This window comes from Alteraurantiacibacter aquimixticola (assembly GCF_004965515.1).
Taxonomy (GTDB): Bacteria; Pseudomonadota; Alphaproteobacteria; order Sphingomonadales; family Sphingomonadaceae; genus Alteraurantiacibacter; species Alteraurantiacibacter aquimixticola.
The window spans coordinates 46549-70317 of the sequence record NZ_SSHH01000004.1 but is presented as its reverse complement, the minus strand read 5'-3'; the positions used below and the strand labels follow the sequence as shown (position 1 = coordinate 70317).

The window sequence follows — 23769 nt, the reverse complement described above, 5'->3', positions numbered from 1 at the left end:
ACTGCAATATCGGGGATTCTGCAAGGCTATGCAACCGGAGACAATCGAGTTTTTTAGGTTGCCAAGGTTGGGGTCGTGAGTTCGAATCTCATCGCCCGCTCCATTTTCCTTCATTGCAGGTCCTATCTCGACACCGCCTTGCGCGGCGATTAGCCATGCGCGGCGAGGGAGACGTTCATGGGCATTCTGGCAGGACAGGTGGCGCTGGTAACCGGCGCGGGGCGCGGATTCGGGCGCGCTATTGCAGAGCGGTTCGCGGCAGAGGGCGCGCAAGTGGCGCTGCTCGCCCGCTCGATCGCGCAACTGGAGGATGTCGAGCGCGCGATATCTGATGCCGGAGGAACGGCGCTGGCCGTCCAGTGCGATTTGACCGAGCCCGATTCGATCATGCGCGCGGTGCGGCAGGTTGAGCGCGGGCTGTGGCCAGTGGACCTGCTCGTTTCAAATGCCGGCGTGCCGGGGCCCTTCGGGCCGCTCTGGAAAGTGCCGCCGGAGGAATGGTGGCGCGCGCAGGAAATCCATATCCGCGCGCCTTTCCTGCTGATGCAGGCGGTGCTGCCGGGGATGGTGGAACGCGGGCAGGGACGGGTGATCTGCGTTTCGGCCAAAGCGGCACGCATCGTCGCCCCGCATCTTTCGGCCTATTGCACCGGCAAGATCGCGCAGAACCGGCTGGTGGCGGAAGCCGCGGCCGAGCTTGCGGATACGCCGGTCTGTACTTTCGCCATCGATCCCGGCTTCGTCCCTACGCAATTGGCGCGCGAGACGATGGAGGATGCCGCCGCGCAGCAATATCTGGGCGGAATGGTCGAGCGGCTGAAGGAGCGGGTCGACGATCCCGAGGCGCAGGGAGACCTCGCCCGCTGCGCCCAGCGCTGCGTGGACCTTGCCTCGGGGAAATATGACGAGTTGTCGGGCGGCTATTACGAATTGCCCGACGATCTGGATGAGGCGCTGGCTGAGAAGCGCGCCGAAAGCGCCTAGGCGTCCGGCTCGTCCGCCGCATCGCCCTCGTAATCGTCGAGCTCGTCTCCGCTCAGCGTCACCACGTGGAGCAGATTGGTCGCGCCCGAGCGGCCGAAGGGCACGCCCGCCAGCATCGCCACATTCGCGCCCGGCTTGCCGAAGCCGTGGCGCAGCGCCATGCGCCTGCCCTTGGCGATCATCTCCTCGAAGCTGCCGATATCCTTGGTCGCCACCGCATGCGCGCCCCACAGCAGAGCCACGCGCCGGGCGACGGCGAGGGAAGGCGTGAGCACCATCAGCGGCATGGCCGGCCGCTCGCGCGCGACGCGGCGGGCGGAGGAGCCGGAGGAGGTGAAGACGGCGATGGCGGCAATGTCGATCGTATCGCCGATGGTCATGCAGGCATGCGCCAGCGCATCGGCCGTGGTGCGGTCGGGCGGCGTGTCGAGCATGCGCACGCGCATCCTGTAGCCATCGTCCGCTTCTACCTGACGGGCGATAGAATCCATCATCATCACCGCTTCCTCGGGCCAGTCGCCCGCGGCCGTTTCCGCGCTCAGCATCACAGCATCGGCCCCGTCATAGACCGCGTTCGCCACGTCCGAGACCTCGGCGCGCGTGGGCGTGGGGCTTTCGATCATGCTTTCGAGCATTTGCGTCGCCACGATCACCGGCTTGCCGGTCAGCCGCGTGGCGTTGACGATCTTCTTTTGCAGCGGCGGCACTTCTTCGGGGTTGAGCTCGACGCCAAGGTCGCCGCGCGCGACCATGATGCCGTCCGCCGCGGCGATGATCTCGTCGATACGCTCGACCGCCTGCGGCTTTTCGATCTTGGCGCAAAGGAAGCCGCGCCCGGCCATCAGTGCCTTGGCCTCCTCGATATCTGCGGGCCGCTGCACGAAGGATAGTCCGATCCAGTCCGCGCCATGCTCCATGGCGAAGGCGAGATCCTTCTTATCCTTGGCCGTCAGCGCCGGGATCGGCACTTCGGAATCGGGCACGTTCACGCCCTTGCGGTCGGAGATGACTCCGCCGACCTCGGCCACGCAATGGGCGGCGTCCTCGGCCAGCTCCTTCACGCGCAGGCGGATCTTGCCGTCATTGACCAGCAGGCGGTGGCCGACTTCCAGCGTCTCCCACAATTCGGGATGCGGCAGGCAGACGCGCGTGGCATCGCCCGGCTCCTCGTTCCGATCGAGCGTGAAGCGCGCGCCATGGGTGATGGTCGCCTTGCCATCCTTGAAGGTGCCCACGCGCAGTTTGGGGCCCTGCAAGTCGCACAATATGGCGATCGGGCGGCCGAACTCCTTTTCCAGCGCGCGCACGGTGCGGAAGTTCTTTTCGTGCACCGCATGATCGCCATGGCTCATATTGAAGCGAAAGGCGTCCGCACCCGCGCGGAACAGTTCACGCAGCACGTCCGGGTCGCTGCTCGCCGGGCCGATAGTGGCCAGGATCTTGACCTTGCGGCCACGCGGTTCGAACGTCGGCAGATCGGCTTTTGTCATGTGGCGCAGCCTATGGCAGAGCGGCGCGACAAAACAAGGACGCATGATGACCCAACCTACCGATCCGCTTGACCAGTTGCCCGACGATGTCGCCGCCGCCGCCTTCCGCCGGCTGGTGCGCCATCTGCGCCACCGCCACGATGCGCAGAATATCGACCTGATGGGCCTCTCCGGATTTTGCCGCAATTGCCTCGCCGACTGGATCCGCGATGCGGGCTATGAAGGTGACAAGGGTGAGGCGCGCGCACTGATCCACGGCATGCCGATGGATGAGTGGAAGGCTAAGTACCAGAGCGAGGCGACGCCGGAGCAGCTGGCCCGCATGGAAGAGAGCCTGAAGAAGAACCGCGCGCACTGACCCCCGCCGTTACCCACGGGTGATATCCACAGGCAGGCGGGGATAAGTTGCGCTTCACCCGCGCCCACTCCCCCGCTAACCAGCGGCCAACCGATTCTTGCATATTTTGACCGGAGTAGATGATGGCTGAAGCCACCGATGACCGCCTGCGCCTGCTGATCGAGCGCATCGAACGCCTCGAGGAAGAAAAGAAGGGCATCGCCGACGATATCCGCGACGTCTATGCGGAAGGCAAAGCCGTGGGCTACGACGCGAAGATGATGCGGCAGTGTGTGCGCCTACGGAAGATGGACGTAAATGATCGGCGTGAAATGGACATGATACTGGAGACCTATCGGGCGGCGCTTGGGATAGATTAGCTGTCTGACAGCAGGCGAAGCCTTGCTTCCTCGTATTCCGCCAGCACCTTGGCATCACTGGCCTTCAGATCTTCAAGGATCTGGCGCATGTCGGCTTGATGGATCTTGAGTTTCGAATTCACAGTTTCGATGGCTTCCAGGACCGCCTCCATGATCCAGAAGAACGAGGCAATGCAAAGGTCTTTGTCCATATTGTCGATGGCAACATCATCCATGGATTTCGGATGGGTTAAGGCGTTGCGAAGCTCGACGAAACGAAGGAAATTCTGCCAATTGCCATCGTCGAAAACTACGGAGAAATCTGAACTCAGCCTTCCCACGATCCGGACACACAGGCGAAACGCGGACGGCAACGGGACGAATTTCTGTTGAAGCGAGACTTTCCCCCTGCTCGTCACTGAGAAAGCTTGTTCGGAAAGCGCTTGTTTCTCTCCTTCTTCGAAGAGCTCCATTACGTCTGCTGCGTGGTTGACGCTTTGCTTCATCATCTGAACCAGCCCCTCGACGCATGCGAAGCTCGTCCGTACGAGATCACGCCTTGTAACCTGCGTGTCCGATTGCCTGTTGCGGGTGATCGCAGCGGTCGCGTCTTCGACCAGAATTCGTGTTAGCGAGAGATCTGTAAGCTCGGTCATTGGCTGGGGATGACGTTTTTCAGCGCAGACAACAAGGCTCGTATTCCTTGAATTCCAACCTTGCTGTATTATATCGACAATACAGTATTGGAAGACACGAGAGGAAGGAGATTGCCATGGCCGGTCCGTGGAAGGATGCGCGCGGGATTATCGTCACCACCACCCCTACTATCGAGGGTAAGCCGATCCAGGATTACCTGGGCGTGATCACCGGTGAGGTTATCGTGGGCGCCAATGTGTTCCGCGACATTTTCGCCGGCATTCGCGATATCGTGGGCGGCCGCTCGGGCAGCTATGAGCGCATCCTCGGCGAAGCGCGCGAACAGGCGATCGCCGAATTGCAGGCCGAATGCGCTTCGCGCGGCGGCAATGCGGTGGTGGGGATCGACCTCGATTACGAGGTGATCGGCGCCAATGGCTCGATGCTGATGGTCTCCGCCAGCGGCACGGCGGTGAAGATCTGACCTATTCGAAGGCGAAGACCAGCGCGTTGAACATGGCGTGCTGGGCTATCGCCGCGGCCAGTCCCAGCCTTGTGCGCGTATAGGCGAGGATCAGCCCGCCCACGGTCTGCGAGAGGACGAGGATGGCGTCGATCACCTCGATCTGCCCCTCGTAATTGACCAGGTGGCTGAGGCCGAAGGCAAGCGCGCTTCCCCACACCAGCAGGCGGTAATTGCGGCTGAACCAGTCCGGCACGCTGCTCTCGCGCTTGCGGTTGAGTAGCCACAGCACCAGCGAGGCGAACAGGATGATGAGGCCCGCGAGCCAGACCGCGAAGGCCATCGTCTCGTCCACCCGTCCGACGAGCACGACATCGCCCAGCAGCATGATCGCCACGCCCACGATGCAGCGTAGTCCGAGCTTCAGCGCCGATCCTTTGCCTGACAGCCAGCCGCGGAAGATCGCCTCCTCAAGGATCGGGGCGAGAATGACGAGCTGCAGCAGGTCCTCCCACACCGACAGGTCGCTCTCATATGGTTCGGGCGGTTCATATCCGGCGAATTCCGCGCCCCAGAGCACGGTTTGCGCACCCAGCGCCACCGCCATGTCGAGCGCGAGAAGCAGCAAGAGCAGGGCCGCCCATGTGCGTCCCGGCGCCAGCGGCTCGGCCACAGGAGAGGGGTTTTTGGCGAAGGCCCAGACGTCGGCCAGCAAGCCGCGTCCGTGCCTAGCGAGAATCGCTAGCCTTGCTTCACTGATTGCCATGAGGGTAAGAGCCGTCCCCGAAACGCAGCCCAACCGGTAGGAACCAATGGCAGGCCATTCCAAATTCAAGAACATCATGCACCGCAAGGGTGCGCAGGACAAGAAGCGCTCCAACCTCTTTTCCAAGCTTTCCCGCGAAATCACCGTCGCGGCGAAGCTGGGCACGCCCGATCCGGACATGAACCCGCGCCTGCGCCTCGCGGTCAACACGGCCAAGGCGCAGTCCATGCCCAAGGACAATATCCAGCGCGCGATCGACAAGGCGACGGCGGGCGATGACGAGAGTTACGAGGAAGTGCGCTACGAAGGCTACGGCCCCGGCGGCAGCGCGATCATTGTCGAGGCGCTGACCGACAACCGCAACCGCACCGCTTCCAATGTCCGCACGATCTTTTCGAAGAATGGCGGCAACCTTGGCGCATCGGGTTCGGTGGCGCATGGGTTCGAGCGGCTCGGCTATATCTTCTACGATGCCGATGCGGGCGATGAGGAAAAGGTGCTGGAAGCAGCGCTGGAAGCCGGTGCCGAGGACATCCAGTCCTCCGATGACGGCCACGAAATCTGGACCGGCGCGGAAGAGCTGCACGCGGTTTCCTCCGCGATGGAGAAGGTGCTGGGCGAGGCGAAGGAAGTGAAGCTCGCCTGGAAGCCCAACCTCACCACCGAGCTCGACGAGAAGGATGCCGGCGTGCTGCTCAAGCTCGTTGATGCGCTCGACGATGACGACGACGTGCAGACCGTGTGGGGCAATTACGAGATCTCCGACGAGATCATGGACAAGCTGGACGCCTAAGGCAGGCGGGCACAGCAAGTGCTGATCCTCGGCCTCGATCCTTCGCTCAGCTGTACCGGTTGGGGCGTGGTGCGGGCCGAGGGATCGCGCATCGCGCATGTCGCCAACGGGCAGGTGAAGACCGATCCCAAGGCGCCGATCGCCGCGCGGCTCTCGCACCTCGTCACTGCGATAGAGGCGGTGATTGCCGAACACGGCCCGGACCGGGCGGCGGCGGAAGAGATCTTCGTCAACAAGAACCCGCAATCGACGATTAAGCTGGCGCAGGCGCGGGGCGCGGTGCTGGCCGCCTGCGGCGCGCGCGGGCTAGAAGTGCGCGAACATGCGGCGCGCCTCGTCAAGAAGGCGGTAGTCGGTACTGGCGCGGCGGAAAAAGCGCAGGTGCAGGCCATGCTCAAGGTGTTGTTGCCCGGTGCGAAACCGGCAGGGGCCGACGCCGCCGATGCGCTCGCGGTCGCGATTGCCGATGCGCATTTGCGCTGATCGTGTAGAAGGGCGCCATGTTCCTCGTCGTCTTCCGCAACCGCAAGCGCGCCGACATGGATGCGGCCGCCTATGCCGATGATGCCGCGCGGATGGCACAGATGGCCGCGGCACAACCGGGCTACCGCTCCTTCAAATCCTATACCGCCGATGATGGCGAGGTGATCGCCCTTTCCGAATGGGACAGCGAGGAGGCGGCGCGCGCATGGGGCAGGCAGGCGGAGCACCTGCAGGTGCAGGGCCGCGGAAGGCGCGACTATTACGACAGCTACACGCTGTTCGCCTGTGCCGATCCGCGGGTGCACCGCTTCGACCACAAGGACATTTCATGATCCAATTCTATGGCATTCCCAATTGCGACACGGTCAAGAAGGCGCGGAAGTGGCTGGAAAGCCAGGGTCTCGACTACAGCTTCCATGACTACAAGAAGGAAGGCGCCGACGCGGAAAAGCTCGCTCGCTGGTCGGACGAGGCGGGCTGGGAAGTCCTGCTCAACCGTCGCGGCACCACCTTCCGCAAGCTGCCCGATGCCGACAAGGAAGGGATCGACCGCGACAAGGCCATCGCGCTGATGGTGGAGCATCCCAGCATGATCAAGCGCCCGGTGGTCGAATTGCCCGATTCCACCCGCATCCTTGTCGGCTTCGCGCAAAGCGAATGGGAGAACGCGCTTACGTGAGCGAGGCGCCGGCACTTCCCGCACATGCCGCTGGCCATCCGGTCATCGTCTTCGACGGCATGTGCGTGCTGTGCTCGGCCAATGCGCAATTCGTGTTGAAGTATGACCGCAAGGGCCATTTCCGCCTCGCCGCCATGCAGGGGGAGGTTGGTTCGGCGCTCTACCGGCATTTCGGCATAGATCCCGCAGACCCGGATACGATGATCGTGGTCGATGGCAACAAGGCGCTGCGCGACAGCGATGGCGTGCTGGCGATCTATGGCGCGCTCGGCTGGCCATGGCGTGCCCTTTCGATCTTCAAGCTGGTGCCGCGCGCGATCCGCGATCCCTTTTATCGTTTTGTCGCACGCAACCGCTATCGGATCTTCGGCAGGCGCGAGACCTGCTTTGTACCGCGCCCTGAATATATGGAGCGAATCCTGTGAAATGGCTCCTTGCCTTCCTTGCCCTTTGTCTATGCGCGCCGGCGATGGCGCAGGAGGATAACGCCATGATCGTGATCGCCCATCGCGGCGCCAGCGGCGACCGGCCCGAACACACGCTCGCCGCCTATGAGCTCGCCATCGACCAGGGCGCGGATTTCATCGAGCCGGACCTTGTGGCCACGAAGGACGGCGTGCTCGTCGCCCGGCACGAGAACGAGATTTCGGGCACCACCGATATCGGCGAGCATCCCGAATTCGCCGCGCGGCTGACCACCCGCGTGATCGACGGGGAGGAGCTGACCGGCTGGTTCACCGAGGATTTCACGCTGGCCGAATTGCGCACATTGCGCGCCCGCGAGCGGCTGCCCGAACTGCGCCCCGACAACACCGCCTATGACGGGCTCTACCAGGTGCCCACGCTGGCGGAGATCATCGCGCTGGTCCGCGCCAAGGAGGCGGAGACGGGCCGCACTATCGGCCTCTATCCCGAAATCAAGCACCCGACCTATTTTGCCAGCATTGGCCATGACCTCGGCGCCATGCTGGTGCGCGAACTCCATGCAGCAGGCTATGGGGGAGCGGATGCGCCGGTTTTCATCCAGAGCTTCGATGTCGAGCCGCTGGTGCGCCTCAACCGGATCACGCAATTGCGGCTGGTGCAGCTGGTGTCGGCGAGTGGCAGCCCTGTCGATACCCCCGATGTCTCCTATGGCGAAATGCTGCTGCCGCAGGGACTGGAAAACATCGCCCGCTATGCCGACGGGATCGGGGCGGACATACGGCTGGTGCTGGGCGATGGCGGCCGGTCGAGCGGGCTGGTCGAAGCAGCGCATGCGCAAGGGCTGCTGGTCCATGCCTGGACCCTCCGGCGCGAAAATGCCTTCATGCCCGATGCGCTCAAGACCAATGACAATCCGCGCGGGCTGGGCGGATTGCCGCCGCTGATGGGAATGCTGGTGGCGGCAGGGGTGGACGGCATTTTCACCGACCATCCGGGCGCTGCGGTCACCTTGCGGGCGAGCGGGAATTACGAACCCTGACAGGCGCTTGACTGCCGCCGGGGAAACGAAACCTTATCCTTTTCAGTGCTATGGCTCACGGCTCGAAGCGATGAGGAGCCATATCATGCGTGCCATCCTGCCCTTGCTCTGCGCCGGACTGCTGACCGCTTGCGGCACGTCCTCGTTCGAAGAGAAGCCGCTGGAAGAGATCATTGCGGGGACGGCACAATTCATCAACACCGATGGCCAGCGCATGCTGCCCGACCTACCCGGAAATGTCGCCGCGGTAGCCGAAGGCGATACGCTGGTGATGCGGATCACCAACCTGCCGATCGGCGGCTATACCTATAACGAACAGTATTTGCGGCGCGAGATGCGCCCTTTCGTCTGCGACCTTGAAGGTAATCGCTACGTGATCGATCGTGGCGGCAAATTCCGGGTGGAGATGGTCTCCAATACCGGCGTTGCCTCGCCTCCGGTGACTTTTGCGCGCTGCACCTAGCCCTGATCAGGCGCGTTGCGCCGTGACGATGTAGTTGAGCGCCAGATCGTCCGAGAGGTGCAGACCCTTGGTCGGCGACCACGAGATGCCCTTCGGCGTACCCACGGTGAGACCCGCAGCGACTAGCAGCTCCTCCAGCTCCTCCGGCGTTACGAAATCCTCCCAGTGATGCGTGCCCTTGGGCACCGCACCAAGCGCCTCGGCAGCGCCGACGAGCAGCGCGCGGCTGGCAAGCGTACGGTTCGGGGTGGAGAGGACCATGAGCCCGCCGGGAGCAAGATGCGCGGCCAGCCCGGAAACGAAAGCCTGCTTGTCCGCCACATGCTCGATCACTTCCATCGAGGTGACGAGGTCGAACTGGCCGAGGCCGAGCGATCCCAGCTCGCCATGGCGATAATCGATGGCAAGGCCCGAACCTTCGGCATGGGCCCTGGCCGCCGCGACATTCTCCGCCGCCGCATCGACGCCGGTCACGTTTGCCCCCAGCCGCGCCAGGGGTTCGCACAACAGGCCCGCGCCGCAGCCGACATCGAGCGCGCTCTTGCCCGCGAGCGGCTTCACAGAGTGGATATCGCCCGCCCAGTGCAGGTCGATCGCCTCTCGGATGAAGGCGAGCCGCACGGGGTTCAGCTTGTGCAGCATCGCGCTGGAGCCCTTGGGGTCCCACCACTCCGCCGCCAGCGCGCCGAAATGCGCCGCCTCCTGCGGGCGGATGGTTTCATTTGCTACAGTTGCATCACCCATGTCCTCGCCCTAACAGCGCGCGAGGTTTCGGGCCAGACTCGAATATCCTTCCAATTGGGCGCAGCAGGGAGTTCGTCTTGGCCCGTATCGTGATGAAATTCGGCGGCACCTCCATGGCGGGGACAGAGCGCATTCGCCGCGTCGCCAACCTCGTGCGCGCGCAGGCCGCGGGCGGAAACGAGGTGGCGGTGGTCGTCTCGGCCATGGCCGGCGAGACCGACCGGCTGGTGAACTTCTGCCGCGAGGCGAACCCGCTCTACGATCCGGCCGAATATGACGTGGTCGTTTCCTCCGGCGAACAGGTGACCAGCGGCCTCCTCGCGCTCACGCTGCAGGCGATGGGCTGCAAGGCGCGCAGCTGGCTGGGGTGGCAGGTGCCGATCCACACCTTCTCCGCCCATGCCAATGCCCGCGTCGGCGATATCGATGCCGACAAGCTGATCGAGCATATGCAGGCTGGCGAGATCGCGGTGATCCCCGGCTTCCAGGGCGTGTCCGACGAAGGGCGCATCACCACGATGGGCCGCGGCGGTTCGGATACCAGCGCGGTGGCCGTGGCGGCGGCGGTGAAGGCCGATCGCTGCGACATCTATACCGATGTCGACGGCGTCTATACCACCGACCCGCGCATCGTTGCCCGCGCGCGCAAGCAGAAATATGTCACCTTCGAGGAAATGCTCGAACTCGCCTCGGTCGGGGCCAAGGTGCTGCAGACCCGCTCGGTCAGCCTCGCCATGAAGCGCGGCGTGCGGCTGCAGGTCCTCTCCTCCTTCGTGGACGAGGATGCGCCCGCCGCAGATACCATTCCCGGCACCATGATCGTCTCCGAAGCGGAGATGGACGAACTTTTGGAGAAGAGCCAAGTGGAACGCCAGACCGTTACCGGCATCGCCCACGACAAGAACGAGGCACGCATCGTCCTGACCCGCGTGCCCGACAAGCCCGGCGCAGTGGCGGAAATCTTCCTGCCGCTGGGCGAAGCGGGCATCAATGTCGACATGATCATCCAGAATGTCGGCCGCGAGAAGGGCGAGACGGACGTCACCTTCACCGTGCCGCAAGCGGACCTCGCCCGCGCGCAGGCGCTGCTGGAAGACCGGCGCGAGAAGATCGGCTTCAACCGCATCATTACCGACAGCAAGGTGGCCAAGGTCTCGGTCGTCGGCATGGGCATGAAGAGCCATGCGGGCGTCGCCGCCGCCATGTTCAAGGCGCTGGCCGATCGCGGCATCAACGTGCAGGCGATCTCGACGTCGGAGATCAAGGTTTCCGTGCTGATCGACGAGGACGAGACCGAACTGGCCGTGCGCGTGCTGCATACTGCCTATGGCCTGGATGCACCGGCGGAAGCGGCCTAGCCAAATTCCGCCACGCTTGCGGCCACTGCTTTTTGCGCTTTGCAATAAGGTTTTACAATCGCCCGATTGTATGCATTATTGATCGTCGCAAGGGGGAGTGCCGCGCGCTTCGCTATTAATTCGAGAACCTTGCCGCGCATCTTCCCGTGCAGCTGACCCGGACCAACCGGGCGGCAATGGAGGGAGGAACACATGCAGGCACTATCCATGGGCATTGCGCATACTCGCCGTGGTCTGAGCACGACGGCAATCGCAATCGGCCTTCTCGGCGCCTTGAGCAATCCGGCCTTCGCGCAGGATTCGGACGGCGCTGAAATCGAAGAGGACGAGATCATCGTCACCGGCTCGCGCGTCCAGCGCAGCACTTTCGATACGCCCAGCCCGGTCACCGTGTTCGATTCGGAGAATATCGAAAATCTCGGCCTCACCGATGTCGGCGATATCGTCAGCCAATTGCCTGCGAACTCCAACTTCTTTTCATCCAACAATGTCGGCCTCGGCAATTTCAACGTCGGCGCGCAATTCGTGAACCTGCGCGGCCTGAACCCGTTCTTCGGCACGCGCACGCTGACCCTGGTCGACACGCACCGCGTGGTGCCGACCGCGACGGGCGGCGGTGTCGACATCACGCTCATCCCCTCGATGCTGGTGGAGCGAACCGAGACGGTGACCGGCGGCGCTTCGGCACTTTATGGATCGGACGCCATCGCCGGCGTCGTCAACATCATCCTCGACAAGGACCTGACGGGCCTGCGCGCGCAGGCGGACTTTACCCGCACCGATGCGGGCGATGGCTATGAGTATCACGCCAGCGCCGCCTTCGGCACGGAGTTTGCGGGCGGCCGCGGACACTTCGTGTTCGGCGGCGAGTACCAGCAGACCGATGCCATCGGCAATTGCAGCGAGGAGCGCGGCTGGTGCTCGGAACGCTACGGCCTGTTCACCAATACCGGCTACGCGACCAACGGCCTGCCGCACTATATCATCGGCCCGCAAGCCTATTCGGCGAACCAGAGCCTGACCGGAGTGCTGGTACCCTGCACGGTATTCGCCGGGGCCTGCATCAACGTGCCCGAAGTCAGCGGTGACCTGATGCAGTTCAATGCCGACGGCACCGAGCTTATCCCCTTTAATCGCGGCTTCCATTCCACGGGCGCGGGCTTCTTCGGCTTCCGCCAGGATGGCGACGACGAATTCAGCGCCGGCGCATATGACGGCACGACGCTGCGGCCCGAAGTCGAACGTTACACGCTGCTTGGCCATGCCACCTATGAGCTTGGCAGCAATATCGAGCTCTTCCTCGAAGGCTCCTATGCGCACAGTGCGGCGGTGAACCCCGTCGCCACTGGCGCGATCGGCCCCTATGCGCTGGAAATCTTCGATCGGGGTTATGTCGGCTTCCGGGTGTTCAACGACAATGCCTTCCTGCCGGCGGAAGCGGCGGCCCTGATCGGCCCGGCCGGTGCCGGGTTCGGGCGCAACATGCTGAGCGAACAGTCCGCCCGTAACGAGACCAACAATTCCACCTGGCGCGCCCTTGGCGGGCTCGAAGGCGAATTGGGCGGCGGATGGATCTGGGATGCCTATTTCTCGCATGGCGAGAACAAAAACGACCAGCACCTCTTCCACAATGTGGTCGCGCCTTTCCTGACCTTCGCGCTCGACGCGGTGCAGACGGATGGCGGCATCGTTTGCGGCGTGGACGTTCCGGGGCGGATCAATCCCAATACCGGCGCGCCCTATACGGCCGACGACGTCGCCTATGCCAACAGCGCCGGCCCCTGCGTGCCGCTCAACCTGTTCGGCATCGGCAATGCCGATCCGGCGGCGGTCGACTATGCATTCCGCACGCTGGAGGAACTCTCCACCATCAAGCAGGATGTGGCGGCCGTGAATGTCGCAGGCGACCTGTTCGACGGCTTTGGAGCGGGCGCGGTAAAGCTGGCGGCAGGCGCGGAATGGCGGCGCGAGACGGTGAACGTCACGCACGATCTTGAGAACACGCCGTTCTACAACGACTTCACGCTGAGCTACGGCCTCGACTACGGCGGCAATATCCAGGTGCTCGAAGGCTATGCGGAACTGATCGTCCCGGTCTTCGAGAACGGCGCTCTGGGCCGCTATTTCGAGCTCGACCTGGCGGCGCGCGGCACCAGCAACAAGGCCAAGGGCACTGCGGGCGAATATGCCGGGGAGACGGCCAGCAGCGAATTCGTGACCTGGAAGGTGAGCGCGCTGTGGGACGTGACCGACTGGCTGCGCTTCCGGGCGACGCGCTCGCGCGACGTGCGCGCCCCGCAGTTCCGCGAATTGTTCCAGACCTACAACCGCACGGTGGGCGGACCCTTCGGTTCGGTCGCCAATCCATGGAATGACGGCCTGACCGATGCCGCCACGATCACCACCGGCGGCAATGTCGGGCTGGAGCCGGAAAAGGCGGACACCTGGACCGTCGGCGTGGTGCTGACCCCGCAAGGAGGTGCGCTTTCCGGCTTCCGCTTCTCGGCCGACTGGTACGAGATCACCATCAAGGACGCGATCGCCGGTCCGCCTTCGGGTATCGGTGCGGCCAATATCGTCGCCCAGTGCTTCGCCGGGGCGCAGGAATTCTGCGACCTGATGGAGGGCGAGGGCACCGACGACATCACCGCCATCACCAATACGGCGGCGAACTTGCAGGGCTTCACTACGCGCGGCGTCGATTTCGAGGCGGCTTACAATATGCCGCTGGGCGCGGAGTCCTCGCTCAACGTCCGCGTGCTGGCCTCGCTGCTCTACGACCAGCTGTTTTCGACCGGCCTCGGCTCCCCGGTATATAATTATGCGGGGCAGACGGGCCCGACGGCGGCCTTCGGCACGTTCAACACTTCGCCCAAATGGCAGGGCAATGCCTTCGCCACCTACCAGAACGGACCAGCCACGCTCACCTTGCAGATGCGCTATATCGGCTCCGGCCGCTATGCCACGCTGACCGGGAGCGGCGGGCCGGCGGTGGATCCGAGCGATGCGGGCTATGACAGCACCAATCCCAATTCGATCAGCGATAACAAGGTGGAGGCGGCGGCCTATTTCAACCTGTCGGGTTCGTTCGAGATCACCGACGAGATCGAGATGTTCGGGTCGATCAACAATCTGCTCGACAAGGATCCGGTGATTGCGCCGGGCGGCAACGGCTTTCCCACCAATCCGGTCTATTTCGATACGTTTGGCCGGACCTATCGCATCGGCGCGCGCGTGCGCTTCTGATGCAAGCCAGGCAGCGGTGCGGACTGGCTATCTCAGCCGGTCCGCGCCGCCCCTGCCGCTGTTGGGGCAAGCGATGCTTGCAGTCCGGCAGCAGCGGCCCTAATCGCACCGCCCATGACGAGCTATCCCAAGACCGATGCGCTGATGCAGCGCGGTGCCCAATTCCTCGGCAGCGAGACCGCGATCCTGTGCGGCGCGATGAGCTGGGTGTCGGAGCGCAACCTTGTTTCCGCCATTTCCAATGCCGGCGGCTTCGGCGTGATCGCCTGCGGGGCGATGACGACCGACCTCCTCGATGCGGAAATCGCCGCGACCAAGGCGCTGACCGACAAGCCTTTCGGCGTGAACCTCATCACCATGCACCCGGACCTGTTCGACCTGATCGACATTTGCGCCAAGCATGAAGTCGGCCATGTCGTGCTGGCGGGCGGATTGCCGCCCAAGGGCAGCGTTGATGCGATCAAGGAAAAGGGCGCCAAGCTGATCTGCTTCGCCCCCATGCTGGCGCTGGCGAAGAAGCTGCTGCGGTCGGGCGCCGATGCGCTGGTGATCGAGGGGAGTGAGGCGGGCGGTCATATCGGCCCGGTTTCCACCAGCGTGCTGGCGCAGGAAATCCTGCCCGAACTTAGCGAAGAGAACCTGATCTTCGTCGCCGGCGGCATCGGCCGGGGCGACATGATCGCCAGCTACCTGGAAATGGGCGCGGCAGGCGTGCAGCTGGGCACGCGCTTCGCCTGCGCGACCGAGAGCATTGCCCATCCCGATTTCAAGAAGGCCTTCTTCCGCGCCGGTGCGCGCGATGCGGTGGCGAGCGTCCAGCTCGACCCGCGCCTGCCGGTGATTCCGGTCCGCGCGCTGAAGAACAAGGGTACCGAGGAATTCACCGCCAAGCAGCGCGAAGTCGGCCTGTTGCTCGACCAGGGCAGCGTCGACATGAATGAGGCGCAGCTGAGGATCGAGCACTACTGGGCCGGGGCATTGCGCCGCGCGGTGATCGACGGCGATGTCGAGAATGGCAGCCTGATGGCGGGCCAGAGCGTCGGCATGGTCAAGCAGGAAGAGCCGGTGGCCGATATCATCGCCACGCTGATGGCCGAGAGCGAGGCGGCGCTCGAACGGCGGTAGGAAAGGGGGCGGCATGCGGGCACGGAACTGGACACGGCTTGCCGCCGCGTGCCTGCTGTTCGCGGCCCCGCCCCTCGCCGCGCAGGACCGCCTGCTCCTCGCCAATATCGGGCCGGAAAACCGCTATCTGCTGATCGAGGACGGCGCGATCGCCACCACCGGCGATGCGGCCGACATGCCGCCGGTCGAGGGCAGCGTCCAGATACTCGATGCGCAGGGCCTCTTCGCGCATCCCGGCCTCATCGACATGCATGTGCATGTCTGGGGAGAGGCCGAGCTTTCAGGCTACCTCGCTTATGGCGTGACCACCGTCCGCAACCTCTCCGGCATGCCGTTCCACCTGCGGATGGCGGAGGAGATTGCTGCGGGCGAGCTTGCCGGTCCGCGCCTCTACACCAGCGGCCCGATCCTCAATTCGCCCGGCCCGAATGCGCAGATCAACCACCAGATGGTGCTGACCGAAGAGGAAGGCCGCGCGGCGGTGCGCGCGCAGCATGAAGCGGGGTATGACCGCATCAAGGTCTATTCCAACCTCAATGCCGATGCCTGGTCGGGCGTGCTGGCGGAGGCGCAGGCGCTGGGCATGGCGATTACCGGCCATACGCCCGAAGGCGAGCGGCTGGAGGGCATTCCGCAGGTGCGACCCTTCCAAATCCCGCATGCGAACCTGCTCGACGCCGGTTTCGAGACCTTCGAGCATACCGAGACGATCTATTTCCACGGCCTGCGCGACAGCTGGGACGCGGAGGCAGCAAGGATACTGGCGCGCGATATCGCCGCCTCGGGCACGCCGGTCACGCCCACACTCGTCGCCCACCGCAACCTCGTGCACATGGCCGAAAGCGACGGTGCTTTCGCGCAGAGGGAGGGCGTGGACTGGCTCAACCCGGTGCTGCAGGCGCTGGAGGCGGAAGTCACCGCCTTCTGGTCCGCGCAGGACCCGGCGAATGAGCGCGAGCGCGCGGGCCACTATGCCGAATTCACCCGCATAATGCAGCGGGAAGGCGTGTTGCTGGTGGCGGGAAGCGATGCGGGCATTTTCGTCAACGTCCCGGGTCGCTCGCTGGTGGACGAGCTGGAACTGCTGGTGGAAGCTGGGCTGACTTCGGGCGAGGCGCTTGCGAGCGCAACGGGCAATGCCGCGAAAGTGCTGGGCGAAGAAGAGCGGCTCGGCTGCCTCGATGAAGGCTGCGCTGCCGATATCGTCCTTTACCCTTGCGACCCGCAGCTGGACATTGCCTGCTTGCGCCAGCCCGCGCTGGTGATCGCCGCCGGCCGTCCCCATGCGGTGGACGAACTCGCTGCAAAGGCCGTGCAGCACGATGTGGAGCAAATCGGCACTGACCTGCTGGAAGGGATGGCGGCGCAGGGCACGCCGCTCGATCCCGCCATGCTGGGAATGTAGCCTAGCCTGCGAGGCCGAGCAGCACTTCCACCGTCAGCTCCGGGTCCTTCTCCATCACGAAATGGTCGGTATCCGTTTCGTGATAGTCCCAGCCCGCCGCTTTCGCCTTCTCGGCAAAGCGCGGGAAGGGCGTGCCTTCATATCCGGTGGCGAAGATATAGGACTTCTTCGCGATACCCTGCTCATCGCCCGACAACTGCACCGCTTCGACCAGCGTAAGGAGCGGGTGGTAGCCGACCACGCCCGGCACCGGCGCGAATTCCGGTGGGCTCATCAGCGGGCGCACGAAGCCGGGATTGTATTTCTGCGATTCAAGGTACCATTCGTGCTCGAACTTGCCGGTGATGTGCCACAAGGCCTCGCCATCCTCGGGCCAGAAGGCGTCGATGTAGCAGATGCCGTCGATCCGCTTGCCGAGCCGACCGGAGACGCCGGTGATGACCATGCCGCCATAGGAATGACCGGCAAGGATGAAGCGGTCGAAGCCGGCTTCTTCCACCTGCTCGCACACCGCATCGATATGGTCGGTGAGGGTTATGCCGCGATGTAGCTCCTCCTGCCGCGAACCGAGGCCGGGCAGCGTGCAGTTGAGCACTTTGTGCCCCGCCGCCTCCAGCCGCGCGGGCACTTCGCCATAGGTGTGGTTGCCGCCCCATGCGCCATGGACGAGGACGTAATTGGCCATCAGCACTCTCCCTTTTTCTGCAAGCTAGCGTGTGCCAAGAAAAAGGGGAGGCAACGCGACGCTGCCTCCCCAAATTCTGTCAGCCGATTGGCTGCGAAGAAGATCAGGCCTTCTTCGTCGTACGCCAGCCAGTTGCGTAGGTGTCGGCAGCCATCTTGCCGTAAGGCACCGGCGAAACGATGACCTTGACGTCGAGCTGCTTGTGCGGCTCGACCGTGGTCTTCTCGGTACCGCCGTTTTCTTCACCCCAGGTAAGGTCAAGCTCGGTACCCAGCGGCACGTCAGCGTCGACATAGCCGAGCGACAGGGCCTTCTTCTCGTTCCAGGAGTAGCCGGTGAACATCGACTTGCCGATCACGGTGCCGTCTGCGTCCTTCACAGCATCGAAGCTGGAGTTGCCGTAGTTAGCCAGCGGGAAGTCGAAGAACTTGTACTGCTCGCCTTCCGGATCGAACATGGAGCCAACGATCTTCTTCATGTCGTTGGCGTTCCATTCGAAGGTCACCTTCTTGTACTTCTTGCTGGTGCCGTCTTCTTCCATCTTCTTCAGTGCGTCGGCACCGATGAAGTCGTGGTCGAACTTGACGAACGGGCCATAACCCAGCTGGTACGGATCGGTGTAGTAGTCTTCGATGCTGTCGCCGACGAAGGAACCAGCGATCGAACCGGTCGCTTCGTAGCCATTGGCCGGCAGCCACTTGCGGTAATCTTCCAGCTCGTCGCCGGTGTAGATCGGAGGCAGCGGGCTGGGGATCCAGCCGGATTCCAGCGTGTTCGACGGATAGGCGCGCGAACCGACCGGGATCAGGCCGAATTCTTCGCCGGCCTTGAGGATCTTCTCGCGGACATATTCCTGCTCGTCATAGGGACCCCAGATTTCGAGGCCCGGCGAGCCGGCCATGCCGTGGCGCAGCGTGCGGATGGTCTTGTCGCCAATCTTCATGGTCGACATGTTGAAGAACTTCAGCTTGTCCAGCGGCTCGCCGTTCAGCTTTTCGATCACGTCCCAAGCGCGCGGGCCCTGGATCTGGAAGCGCCAGGAGATGCGGGTGACGGGCTTGCCCATCGGACGCGAGGGCGAACGCGGATCGTTGATGATGTCAACGTTGTAGCCGCCCTTTTCGGCCTGGAACATCAGCCAGTTCGCGGCAGGTGCGCGGCCGACATAGACATATTCTTCTTCAGCCAGACGGAAGATGATGCCGTCACCGATCACGTGGCCGTAAGGCGTCGTGGGGACGTACTGCTTGGCCTTGTTGACTTCCCAACCCTTGGATGAGTTGACCATCGTGTCGGACAGCAGCTTGCCGGCGTCCGGACCGTTGATGTAGAGGTCGAACATGTGGTGCGACTGGTCGAACAGGACGGCGCCATGCTGCCATGCCCACTGCTCGTCACGCCAGTTGGAAAATTCGGGGGCAACCACCGGGTACACATAGGCACCGATCTTGTTGTTGCGCAGCTGGCCGACGATATCGCCGTTTGCACCAGCCAAAACCTGTTCGAGATTCTCAGCCATTCCTCTTCCTCTCATCTGTGAAAGAATCATATATGCGAAATTGTATGCGTCACATACAATGTTGCGCTAGAGGTGCAAGCCATAAGGCGCACAAAGCGACAGGAGGCCGTGCATGAAAGTCGAAGCGCTCGACCATGTGAACATCATCACCGACCGGATGGAGGAGACAGCGGATTTCTATGCCGAGCTGCTCAATCTGGAACGCCGCGATGCCCCGCCGCCGCTGACGCCCCAGAACGCGACCTGGATGTTCGATGCAGAAGGCCGCGCGATCATCCACATCAACACCGTCGATTGTCCGCGCGCCTATGACCGCGACGTGCCGCAAGGCGCGCTGACCGGCGCGCTGCACCACGTGGCGCTGCGCCTGCAGGGCTATGACGAGGTGAAGGCCCGCCTCGATGCGCGCGGGGCCGAGTACCAGGAGAACCTGGTCGAAGCGATCGGCTTGCAGCAGATCTTCACCGCCGACCCGAACAACATCCTGCTGGAGCTGAACTTCTTTGCGGGGTGAGGTGACCTGCGGCAAGGGGGCTTGTTGGTGAAAATCCTGATCCTTGGCGGCTATGGCGTCTTTGGTGGCCGCCTGGCCCGGCTGCTGAGCGACATGCCGCAGGCGACGTTGCTGCTAGCCGGAAGGAGCGAGGCAAAGGCGCGGCAATTCTGCTCCGTTTTCACCGGCGTAGCACGCGTGGAGCCGGTCGGACTGGACCGTCGCGACATTGCTGATGCCCTGGCCCGGTTGCAGCCGGATCTTGTGGTCGACGCATCGGGACCCTTCCAGGACTACGGCGCCGATCAATATCGCGTCGTCGAAAGCTGCCTGGCGCAGAAGGTGCACTATCTCGATTTTGCCGACGGCGCCGATTTCGTCTTCGGCATTTCGCGTTTCGATGAAGCGGCGCGGCAGGCGGGCATATGTATCCTTTCGGGCGTGAGCAGCTTTCCGGTCCTGACTGCGGCAGTGTTGCGTGAACTGAGTCGGACGATGGAGATCGTCGAGGTCGAGGGGGGCATCGCTCCTTCGCCCTATGCCGGCATCGGTCTCAACGTGATGCGTGCGGTGGTCGGTTATGCAGGAGCGCCGGTAAAGCTCACCCGTGCTGGTCGTGTTGGCCATGGCATCGGCCTGGCGGAAAGCCGACGCTATACTATCGCCGTGCCGGGACGGATGCCGCTCCGCAATATCCGCTTTTCGCTGGTCGATGTTCCGGACCTGCAGGTCCTGCCGCCAGAACACCCGGCCATGACCGACATCTGGATGGGTGCAGGGCCGGTGCCCGAAGCGCTGCACCGCATGCTCAACCTACTGGCGAAGGCGCGGCATTTACTGCACCTGCCTTCGCCGGAACCGTTCTCGCGCCTCTTCTACGCAGTGCTGAACCTGATGAAATTCGGCGAGCATCGCGGGGGCATGTATGTCCACGCGAAGGGCACGCGCGACGGCGAGCCGGTAGAGCGGAGTTGGCACCTGCTGGCCGAGGCCGATGACGGCCCGCTGATCCCCTCGATGGCGATCGAGGGGATCATCCGCAAGGCGCTGGCGGGCAACTGGCCGGAACCGGGAGCCCGGCCAGCCACGCATGCCCTAGAGCTGGACGACTATGGTCGCTTGTTTGCCGGGCGGACGATCCATTCCGGTTTTCGCGACCATGTGCCGCACGGCCCCATATATCGCTGCATCCTCGGTAGCGCATTCGACGGCCTGCCGGAGAAAGTGCGCGAGCTTCATGACGACGTGGCAGAGCGCAGCTGGGCGGGAACCGCCAGTGTAAAAAGGGGCAGTGGCTTGCTGGCGGGCGTCATTGCCATGGTCTTTGGTTTCCCGAAGAGCGGGGACCCGGTTCCCGTCAGTGTCACCTTCTCACCCGAAGGCGGTGGTGAGCGCTGGACGCGGACCTTCGGCGATCATTCCTTCAGCTCGCACCAGTCCTGCGGCGTTGGCCGCAGCAGTCATTTGCTCGTCGAGCGGTTCGGAATCGTCGAATTCGGGCTGGCGCTCGTGGTGGAAGATGAGAGGCTCCATCTTGTTCCCCGTCGCGGGTCGATTTTGGGAATACCATTGCCGAAGTTCCTACTGCCAAGGGGCAGGAGCTTCGAGTGCCAGCGCGACGGGATGTTCTGCTTCGATGTCGAAATCGTCCTGCGGGTCGTGGGGCTTGTTGTTCACTATCAGGGAAGGCTCAGCCGTGTGTAGCTGTGCAGGCTCGCCCATGCTTGCCGCGCGCGCCGAAAGCGCTAGGCAGTTGCCATGACCACGATCCGCCCCGCCACCCGTGCCGACGTCCCGCAGATACTCGCCTTCGTGCGTGAGCTGGCGGAATTCGAGCGCGAGCCCGATGCGGTGGTCGCGACCGAGGCTATGCTGGAGCATGCGCTCTTCGGCGAAGGCAGCGCCGAGGCGGTGATGGCGGAGGCTGGCGGCAAACCCGTGGGGTTCGCGCTCTTCTTCCATAACTTCTCGACCTGGACGGGGCGCAAGGGCCTCTATCTCGAGGATCTCTACGTCACACCCGATGCGCGCGGTCAGGGTGTGGGCACGGCCCTGCTGGCACACCTTGCCGGTGTCGCGCTGGACCGCGATTGCGCGCGCTTCGAATGGGCGGTGCTCGACTGGAACAAGGCCGCCATCGACGTCTATCGCAAGATCGGCGCGGTCGGCATGGACGAATGGCGCATCCAGCGCGTGAGCGGCGAAGCGCTGGAGAGGCTGGCGGGGCGCAAGGCCTAAACCGGCACTTCCCCCGCCGTGGTGGTGCGGTACATCTCACGCCGGAAGCCGTCATAGTCGTTCGGGCCCAGATGCATCGTCGCGCGGTTGTCCCACATGCACACCATGCCGGGCTGCCAGCGCAGGCGGCAGGTGAAGGCCTGCTGGGTGGCGTGCTGGATCAAATAGTCGACGATGGGCTTGGCTTCATGCGTCGTCATCCCCTCGATCCCGACCGTGTAGGTGTCACAGACATAGAGCGATTCCTCGCCGGTGAAGGGATGCTTGCGCACCAGCGGGTGGATGCTGCCTTTGAGGCCCTGCTCTTGCTTTGAGGCATCGCCGAAGCCGATCGCTTCACCGCGCAGTTTCTGCTGGGTGGCGAAATTGTTGGCGGCGCTCATGTGGACGCGAAGGCCGCGCAGCATGTCCTGGTAGGTCTTGGAAAGGTGCCGGAAGGCGAGCGCCATGTTCGTCCATGCCGTGTCGCCGCCATAGGGCGGGCCTTCGACTTGCCGCAGGGTGGTGACGCTGGGCGGTTCGGGCAGGAAAGGGCTGTCCGTGTGCCAGCCGCCGCCGAACAGCGATGGGGTCACCACGTCCGCTTCCTTGATGATGGGATGCACCTCGCGATGGCCGGGCACGCCTTGCGTATAGGCATCCACGGCGAAGGGGCCGAGGCGGCTGGCGAATTCCTCATGCTCTGCGTGGGAGAGGTTCTGGTCCTTCAGATAGACCATCTTGTGCTTCCACAGCGCCTGCTTGAGGCTCTCGATCCCCTCTTCCGAAAGCTCGGGCAGGCGCACCCCGGTGATCTCCGCCCCCATGGCGGCGGCGAGCGGCTCGACGCCGAAATGGTTCGACTTGAACGGGTGGTTGTCGAAATCCCCCGCCGGGGTGACGCGCACTTCCCACATTGTGTCTCTCCCAGTTCTCCATCGTCATTGCGAGCGACCGGAGACCGCGCGGCAATCCAGGGCGAGCCGCGCGACGCTCTGGATTGCCGCGTCGCTGCGCTCCTCGCAATGACCTATGTCAAAGCTACATCTCGATCACGGTCTTGCCGAAGCTGTCCGCGCCCCAGCCATGGGCATAGGCCTTGGGCGCCTGGTCGAAGGCATAGCGGCCGCCGATGGGGGGCTCGATCTTGTGCCGATCGACAAAGGCGTTGAGGTCCTTCGCCATCTGCACGCTGCCGACGAAAATGCCGCGAATGCTGCCGCCGGTCATCATCAACCCGTGCGGGCTGGGCGGCTCACCCTGGCTGAGCACGCCGATCAGCGCGATCTCGCCTTCATTGGCAAGCGCCGCGATCGACTGGCCCAGAGTGCCGGTGCCGCCGACTTCGACGATCTTGTCCGCGCCGCCGAACTGCTCCTTCACCGCGGCGCCCCATTGCGGGGTTTCCTTGTAATTGATCGTGTGGTCGGCACCGAGATCCTTCACCCGGCCCAGCTTCTCGTCGCTGGAGGAGGTGGCGATCACCTCGGCGCCCATCGCCTTGGCGAGCTGCAGCGCGATCATGGAGACGCCGCCGGTGCCGAGCACCAGCACCTTGTCCCCCGCCTTGACCGGACGGCCGCGGGTGAGCGCGTTCCATGCGGTGACGCCCGCGCAGGGCAGGCAGGCGGCCTGCGAGAAATCGAGGCTGTCGGCCATCTTCACCACGGCTTGCGCTGGCAGCACGACCTTTTCGGCCAGCATGCCCGGGCCATGCCCGTCACCCAAAGCGCGGCCCATCGTGTGCGGGCCGTCGATCCAGTCGAGGAAGAAGCTGCCCTGCACGCGGTCGCCCGGCTTTACCGAAGTCACGCCTTCGCCCACCGCGAGAACCACCCCCGCGCCGTCCGACAGCGGGATCGCCGGGGCCTGCAGCGCGCCGCCGAAATAGTGGCCGCTCGCCACCGCGAAATCGCGATAATTGATCGACCACGCCTTGGGCGCGATCAGCACTTCGCCCGGACCCGGCTCGGGATCGGGCAGGTCTTCCATATAGAGCTTTTCGAAACCGTCGGACCCGGCGGGCAGCATCCATGCGCGCATTGTTATGTTCTCCTCG

General features: G+C 63.8%; 27 protein-coding genes. 18 read left to right on the top strand and 9 right to left on the bottom strand.

What is annotated here, in order from left to right:
- Nucleotides 1–177 precede the first annotated feature (177 nt).
- Nucleotides 178–984 carry an SDR family NAD(P)-dependent oxidoreductase gene (locus E5222_RS13945; RefSeq protein ID WP_136694416.1) on the top strand — a complete coding sequence of 269 codons (807 nt, stop codon included), beginning with the start codon at nucleotides 178–180 and terminating at the stop codon, nucleotides 982–984.
- Here E5222_RS13945 and pyk read toward each other — a convergent pair.
- A complete protein-coding gene (gene pyk / locus E5222_RS13940; RefSeq protein WP_136694415.1) occupies nucleotides 981–2474 on the bottom strand; it encodes a pyruvate kinase in 1494 nt (497 codons plus the stop codon). The genes E5222_RS13945 and pyk overlap by 4 nt on opposite strands.
- Nucleotides 2475–2520: 46 nt before the next feature.
- On the opposite strand from pyk, the gene E5222_RS13935 reads away from it, so the two are divergent.
- Nucleotides 2521–2832, top strand: coding sequence for a DUF1244 domain-containing protein (locus E5222_RS13935; RefSeq protein WP_136694853.1), 312 nt, complete (start codon nucleotides 2521–2523; stop codon nucleotides 2830–2832).
- Nucleotides 2833–2954: 122 nt separating this feature from the next.
- Nucleotides 2955–3191, top strand: coding sequence for a DUF2312 domain-containing protein (locus E5222_RS13930; protein WP_136694414.1), 237 nt, complete (start codon nucleotides 2955–2957; stop codon nucleotides 3189–3191).
- On the opposite strand, the gene E5222_RS13925 is transcribed toward E5222_RS13930, so the two are convergent.
- Nucleotides 3188–3826, bottom strand: coding sequence for a hypothetical protein (locus E5222_RS13925; protein WP_136694413.1), 639 nt, complete (start codon nucleotides 3824–3826; stop codon nucleotides 3188–3190). The two genes, E5222_RS13930 and E5222_RS13925, sit on opposite strands and share 4 nt — an antisense overlap.
- Nucleotides 3827–3942: 116 nt before the next feature.
- Here E5222_RS13925 and E5222_RS13920 point away from each other — a divergent pair, with 116 nt between their 5' ends.
- Nucleotides 3943–4290 carry a heavy metal-binding domain-containing protein gene (locus E5222_RS13920; RefSeq protein ID WP_211196164.1) on the top strand — a complete coding sequence of 116 codons (348 nt, stop codon included), beginning with the start codon at nucleotides 3943–3945 and terminating at the stop codon, nucleotides 4288–4290.
- Between the two features lies 1 nt (nucleotide 4291).
- Here E5222_RS13920 and E5222_RS13915 read toward each other — a convergent pair whose 3' ends face one another.
- Nucleotides 4292–5035 carry a CPBP family glutamic-type intramembrane protease gene (locus E5222_RS13915; protein ID WP_169053607.1) on the bottom strand — a complete coding sequence of 248 codons (744 nt, stop codon included), beginning with the start codon at nucleotides 5033–5035 and terminating at the stop codon, nucleotides 4292–4294.
- Between the two features lie 46 nt (nucleotides 5036–5081).
- On the opposite strand from E5222_RS13915, the gene E5222_RS13910 reads away from it, so the two are divergent.
- From E5222_RS13910 to E5222_RS13880, 7 genes are all read left to right on the top strand, one after another.
- On the top strand, nucleotides 5082–5828 hold the full coding sequence (locus E5222_RS13910) for a YebC/PmpR family DNA-binding transcriptional regulator (protein WP_136694411.1): 747 nt from the start codon (nucleotides 5082–5084) through the stop codon (nucleotides 5826–5828).
- A gap of 18 nt (nucleotides 5829–5846) precedes the next feature.
- Complete coding sequence (gene ruvC, locus E5222_RS13905) at nucleotides 5847–6311, top strand: crossover junction endodeoxyribonuclease RuvC (protein WP_136694410.1); 465 nt, start codon at nucleotides 5847–5849, stop codon at nucleotides 6309–6311.
- 17 nt (nucleotides 6312–6328) lie between these two features.
- Nucleotides 6329–6643 carry an antibiotic biosynthesis monooxygenase family protein gene (locus E5222_RS13900; RefSeq protein WP_136694409.1) on the top strand — a complete coding sequence of 105 codons (315 nt, stop codon included), beginning with the start codon at nucleotides 6329–6331 and terminating at the stop codon, nucleotides 6641–6643.
- Nucleotides 6640–6990 (top strand): ArsC family reductase, encoded by a 351-nt coding sequence (locus E5222_RS13895; RefSeq protein WP_136694408.1) that lies wholly within the window; start codon nucleotides 6640–6642, stop codon nucleotides 6988–6990. The genes E5222_RS13900 and E5222_RS13895 overlap by 4 nt, the downstream gene beginning before the upstream one ends.
- Complete coding sequence (locus tag E5222_RS13890) at nucleotides 6987–7415, top strand: thiol-disulfide oxidoreductase DCC family protein (protein WP_246021800.1); 429 nt, start codon at nucleotides 6987–6989, stop codon at nucleotides 7413–7415. Before E5222_RS13895 ends, E5222_RS13890 begins: the two co-directional genes overlap by 4 nt.
- A 44-nt stretch (nucleotides 7416–7459) precedes the next feature.
- A complete protein-coding gene (locus E5222_RS13885; RefSeq protein ID WP_136694406.1) occupies nucleotides 7460–8455 on the top strand; it encodes a glycerophosphodiester phosphodiesterase in 996 nt (331 codons plus the stop codon).
- Between the two features lie 85 nt (nucleotides 8456–8540).
- On the top strand, nucleotides 8541–8918 hold the full coding sequence (locus E5222_RS13880) for a hypothetical protein (protein WP_136694405.1): 378 nt from the start codon (nucleotides 8541–8543) through the stop codon (nucleotides 8916–8918).
- Nucleotides 8919–8924: 6 nt separating this feature from the next.
- On the opposite strand, the gene ubiG is transcribed toward E5222_RS13880, so the two are convergent.
- The gene (ubiG, locus tag E5222_RS13875; RefSeq protein WP_136694404.1) at nucleotides 8925–9662 is read right to left on the bottom strand and encodes a bifunctional 2-polyprenyl-6-hydroxyphenol methylase/3-demethylubiquinol 3-O-methyltransferase UbiG; all 738 of its coding nucleotides are present in this window, start codon (nucleotides 9660–9662) and stop codon (nucleotides 8925–8927) included.
- A 77-nt stretch (nucleotides 9663–9739) separates the two neighbouring features.
- Here ubiG and E5222_RS13870 point away from each other — a divergent pair, with 77 nt between their 5' ends.
- Nucleotides 9740–11020, top strand: a complete 1281-nt coding sequence (locus tag E5222_RS13870) for an aspartate kinase (protein WP_136694403.1) — start codon at nucleotides 9740–9742, stop codon at nucleotides 11018–11020.
- Here the strand turns inward: E5222_RS13870 and E5222_RS16610 are convergent.
- Nucleotides 11017–11160, bottom strand: a complete 144-nt coding sequence (locus E5222_RS16610; protein WP_169053606.1) for a hypothetical protein — start codon at nucleotides 11158–11160, stop codon at nucleotides 11017–11019. The two genes, E5222_RS13870 and E5222_RS16610, sit on opposite strands and share 4 nt — an antisense overlap.
- 52 nt (nucleotides 11161–11212) lie before the next feature.
- Here E5222_RS16610 and E5222_RS13865 point away from each other — a divergent pair, with 52 nt between their 5' ends.
- The 3 genes from E5222_RS13865 (at nucleotide 11213) to E5222_RS13855 (ending at nucleotide 16796) form a co-directional block, all read left to right on the top strand.
- On the top strand, nucleotides 11213–14266 hold the full coding sequence (locus E5222_RS13865) for a TonB-dependent receptor domain-containing protein (protein WP_136694402.1): 3054 nt from the start codon (nucleotides 11213–11215) through the stop codon (nucleotides 14264–14266).
- A 114-nt stretch (nucleotides 14267–14380) separates the two neighbouring features.
- Nucleotides 14381–15391, top strand: a complete 1011-nt coding sequence (locus tag E5222_RS13860; protein ID WP_136694401.1) for an NAD(P)H-dependent flavin oxidoreductase — start codon at nucleotides 14381–14383, stop codon at nucleotides 15389–15391.
- A gap of 13 nt (nucleotides 15392–15404) precedes the next feature.
- The gene (locus E5222_RS13855; protein ID WP_136694400.1) at nucleotides 15405–16796 is read left to right on the top strand and encodes an amidohydrolase family protein; all 1392 of its coding nucleotides are present in this window, start codon (nucleotides 15405–15407) and stop codon (nucleotides 16794–16796) included.
- 1 nt (nucleotide 16797) lies between these two features.
- Here the strand turns inward: E5222_RS13855 and E5222_RS13850 are convergent, their stop codons facing one another.
- A complete protein-coding gene (locus tag E5222_RS13850; RefSeq protein WP_136694399.1) occupies nucleotides 16798–17481 on the bottom strand; it encodes an alpha/beta hydrolase in 684 nt (227 codons plus the stop codon).
- Between the two features lie 103 nt (nucleotides 17482–17584).
- Nucleotides 17585–19000 (bottom strand): vanillate/3-O-methylgallate O-demethylase, encoded by a 1416-nt coding sequence (gene ligM / locus E5222_RS13845; RefSeq protein ID WP_136694398.1) that lies wholly within the window; start codon nucleotides 18998–19000, stop codon nucleotides 17585–17587.
- Nucleotides 19001–19112: 112 nt separating this feature from the next.
- Here ligM and E5222_RS13840 point away from each other — a divergent pair, with 112 nt between their 5' ends.
- From E5222_RS13840 to E5222_RS13830, 3 genes are read left to right on the top strand one after another with little or no spacing between them, the layout of a single operon-like run.
- Nucleotides 19113–19514, top strand: a complete 402-nt coding sequence (locus E5222_RS13840) for a VOC family protein (RefSeq protein ID WP_136694397.1) — start codon at nucleotides 19113–19115, stop codon at nucleotides 19512–19514.
- 27 nt (nucleotides 19515–19541) lie between these two features.
- Nucleotides 19542–21197, top strand: a complete 1656-nt coding sequence (locus E5222_RS13835; RefSeq protein WP_136694396.1) for a saccharopine dehydrogenase family protein — start codon at nucleotides 19542–19544, stop codon at nucleotides 21195–21197.
- A 54-nt stretch (nucleotides 21198–21251) separates the two neighbouring features.
- Entirely contained in the window at nucleotides 21252–21731 is a 480-nt protein-coding gene (locus E5222_RS13830) for a GNAT family N-acetyltransferase (protein WP_136694395.1), read from the top strand.
- Here the strand turns inward: E5222_RS13830 and E5222_RS13825 are convergent.
- Nucleotides 21728–22627, bottom strand: coding sequence for a TauD/TfdA dioxygenase family protein (locus E5222_RS13825; RefSeq protein WP_136694394.1), 900 nt, complete (start codon nucleotides 22625–22627; stop codon nucleotides 21728–21730). The genes E5222_RS13830 and E5222_RS13825 overlap by 4 nt on opposite strands.
- Nucleotides 22628–22751: 124 nt before the next feature.
- The gene (locus tag E5222_RS13820) at nucleotides 22752–23753 is read right to left on the bottom strand and encodes a zinc-dependent alcohol dehydrogenase family protein (protein WP_136694393.1); all 1002 of its coding nucleotides are present in this window, start codon (nucleotides 23751–23753) and stop codon (nucleotides 22752–22754) included.
- Between the last annotated feature and the right edge of the window lie 16 nt (nucleotides 23754–23769).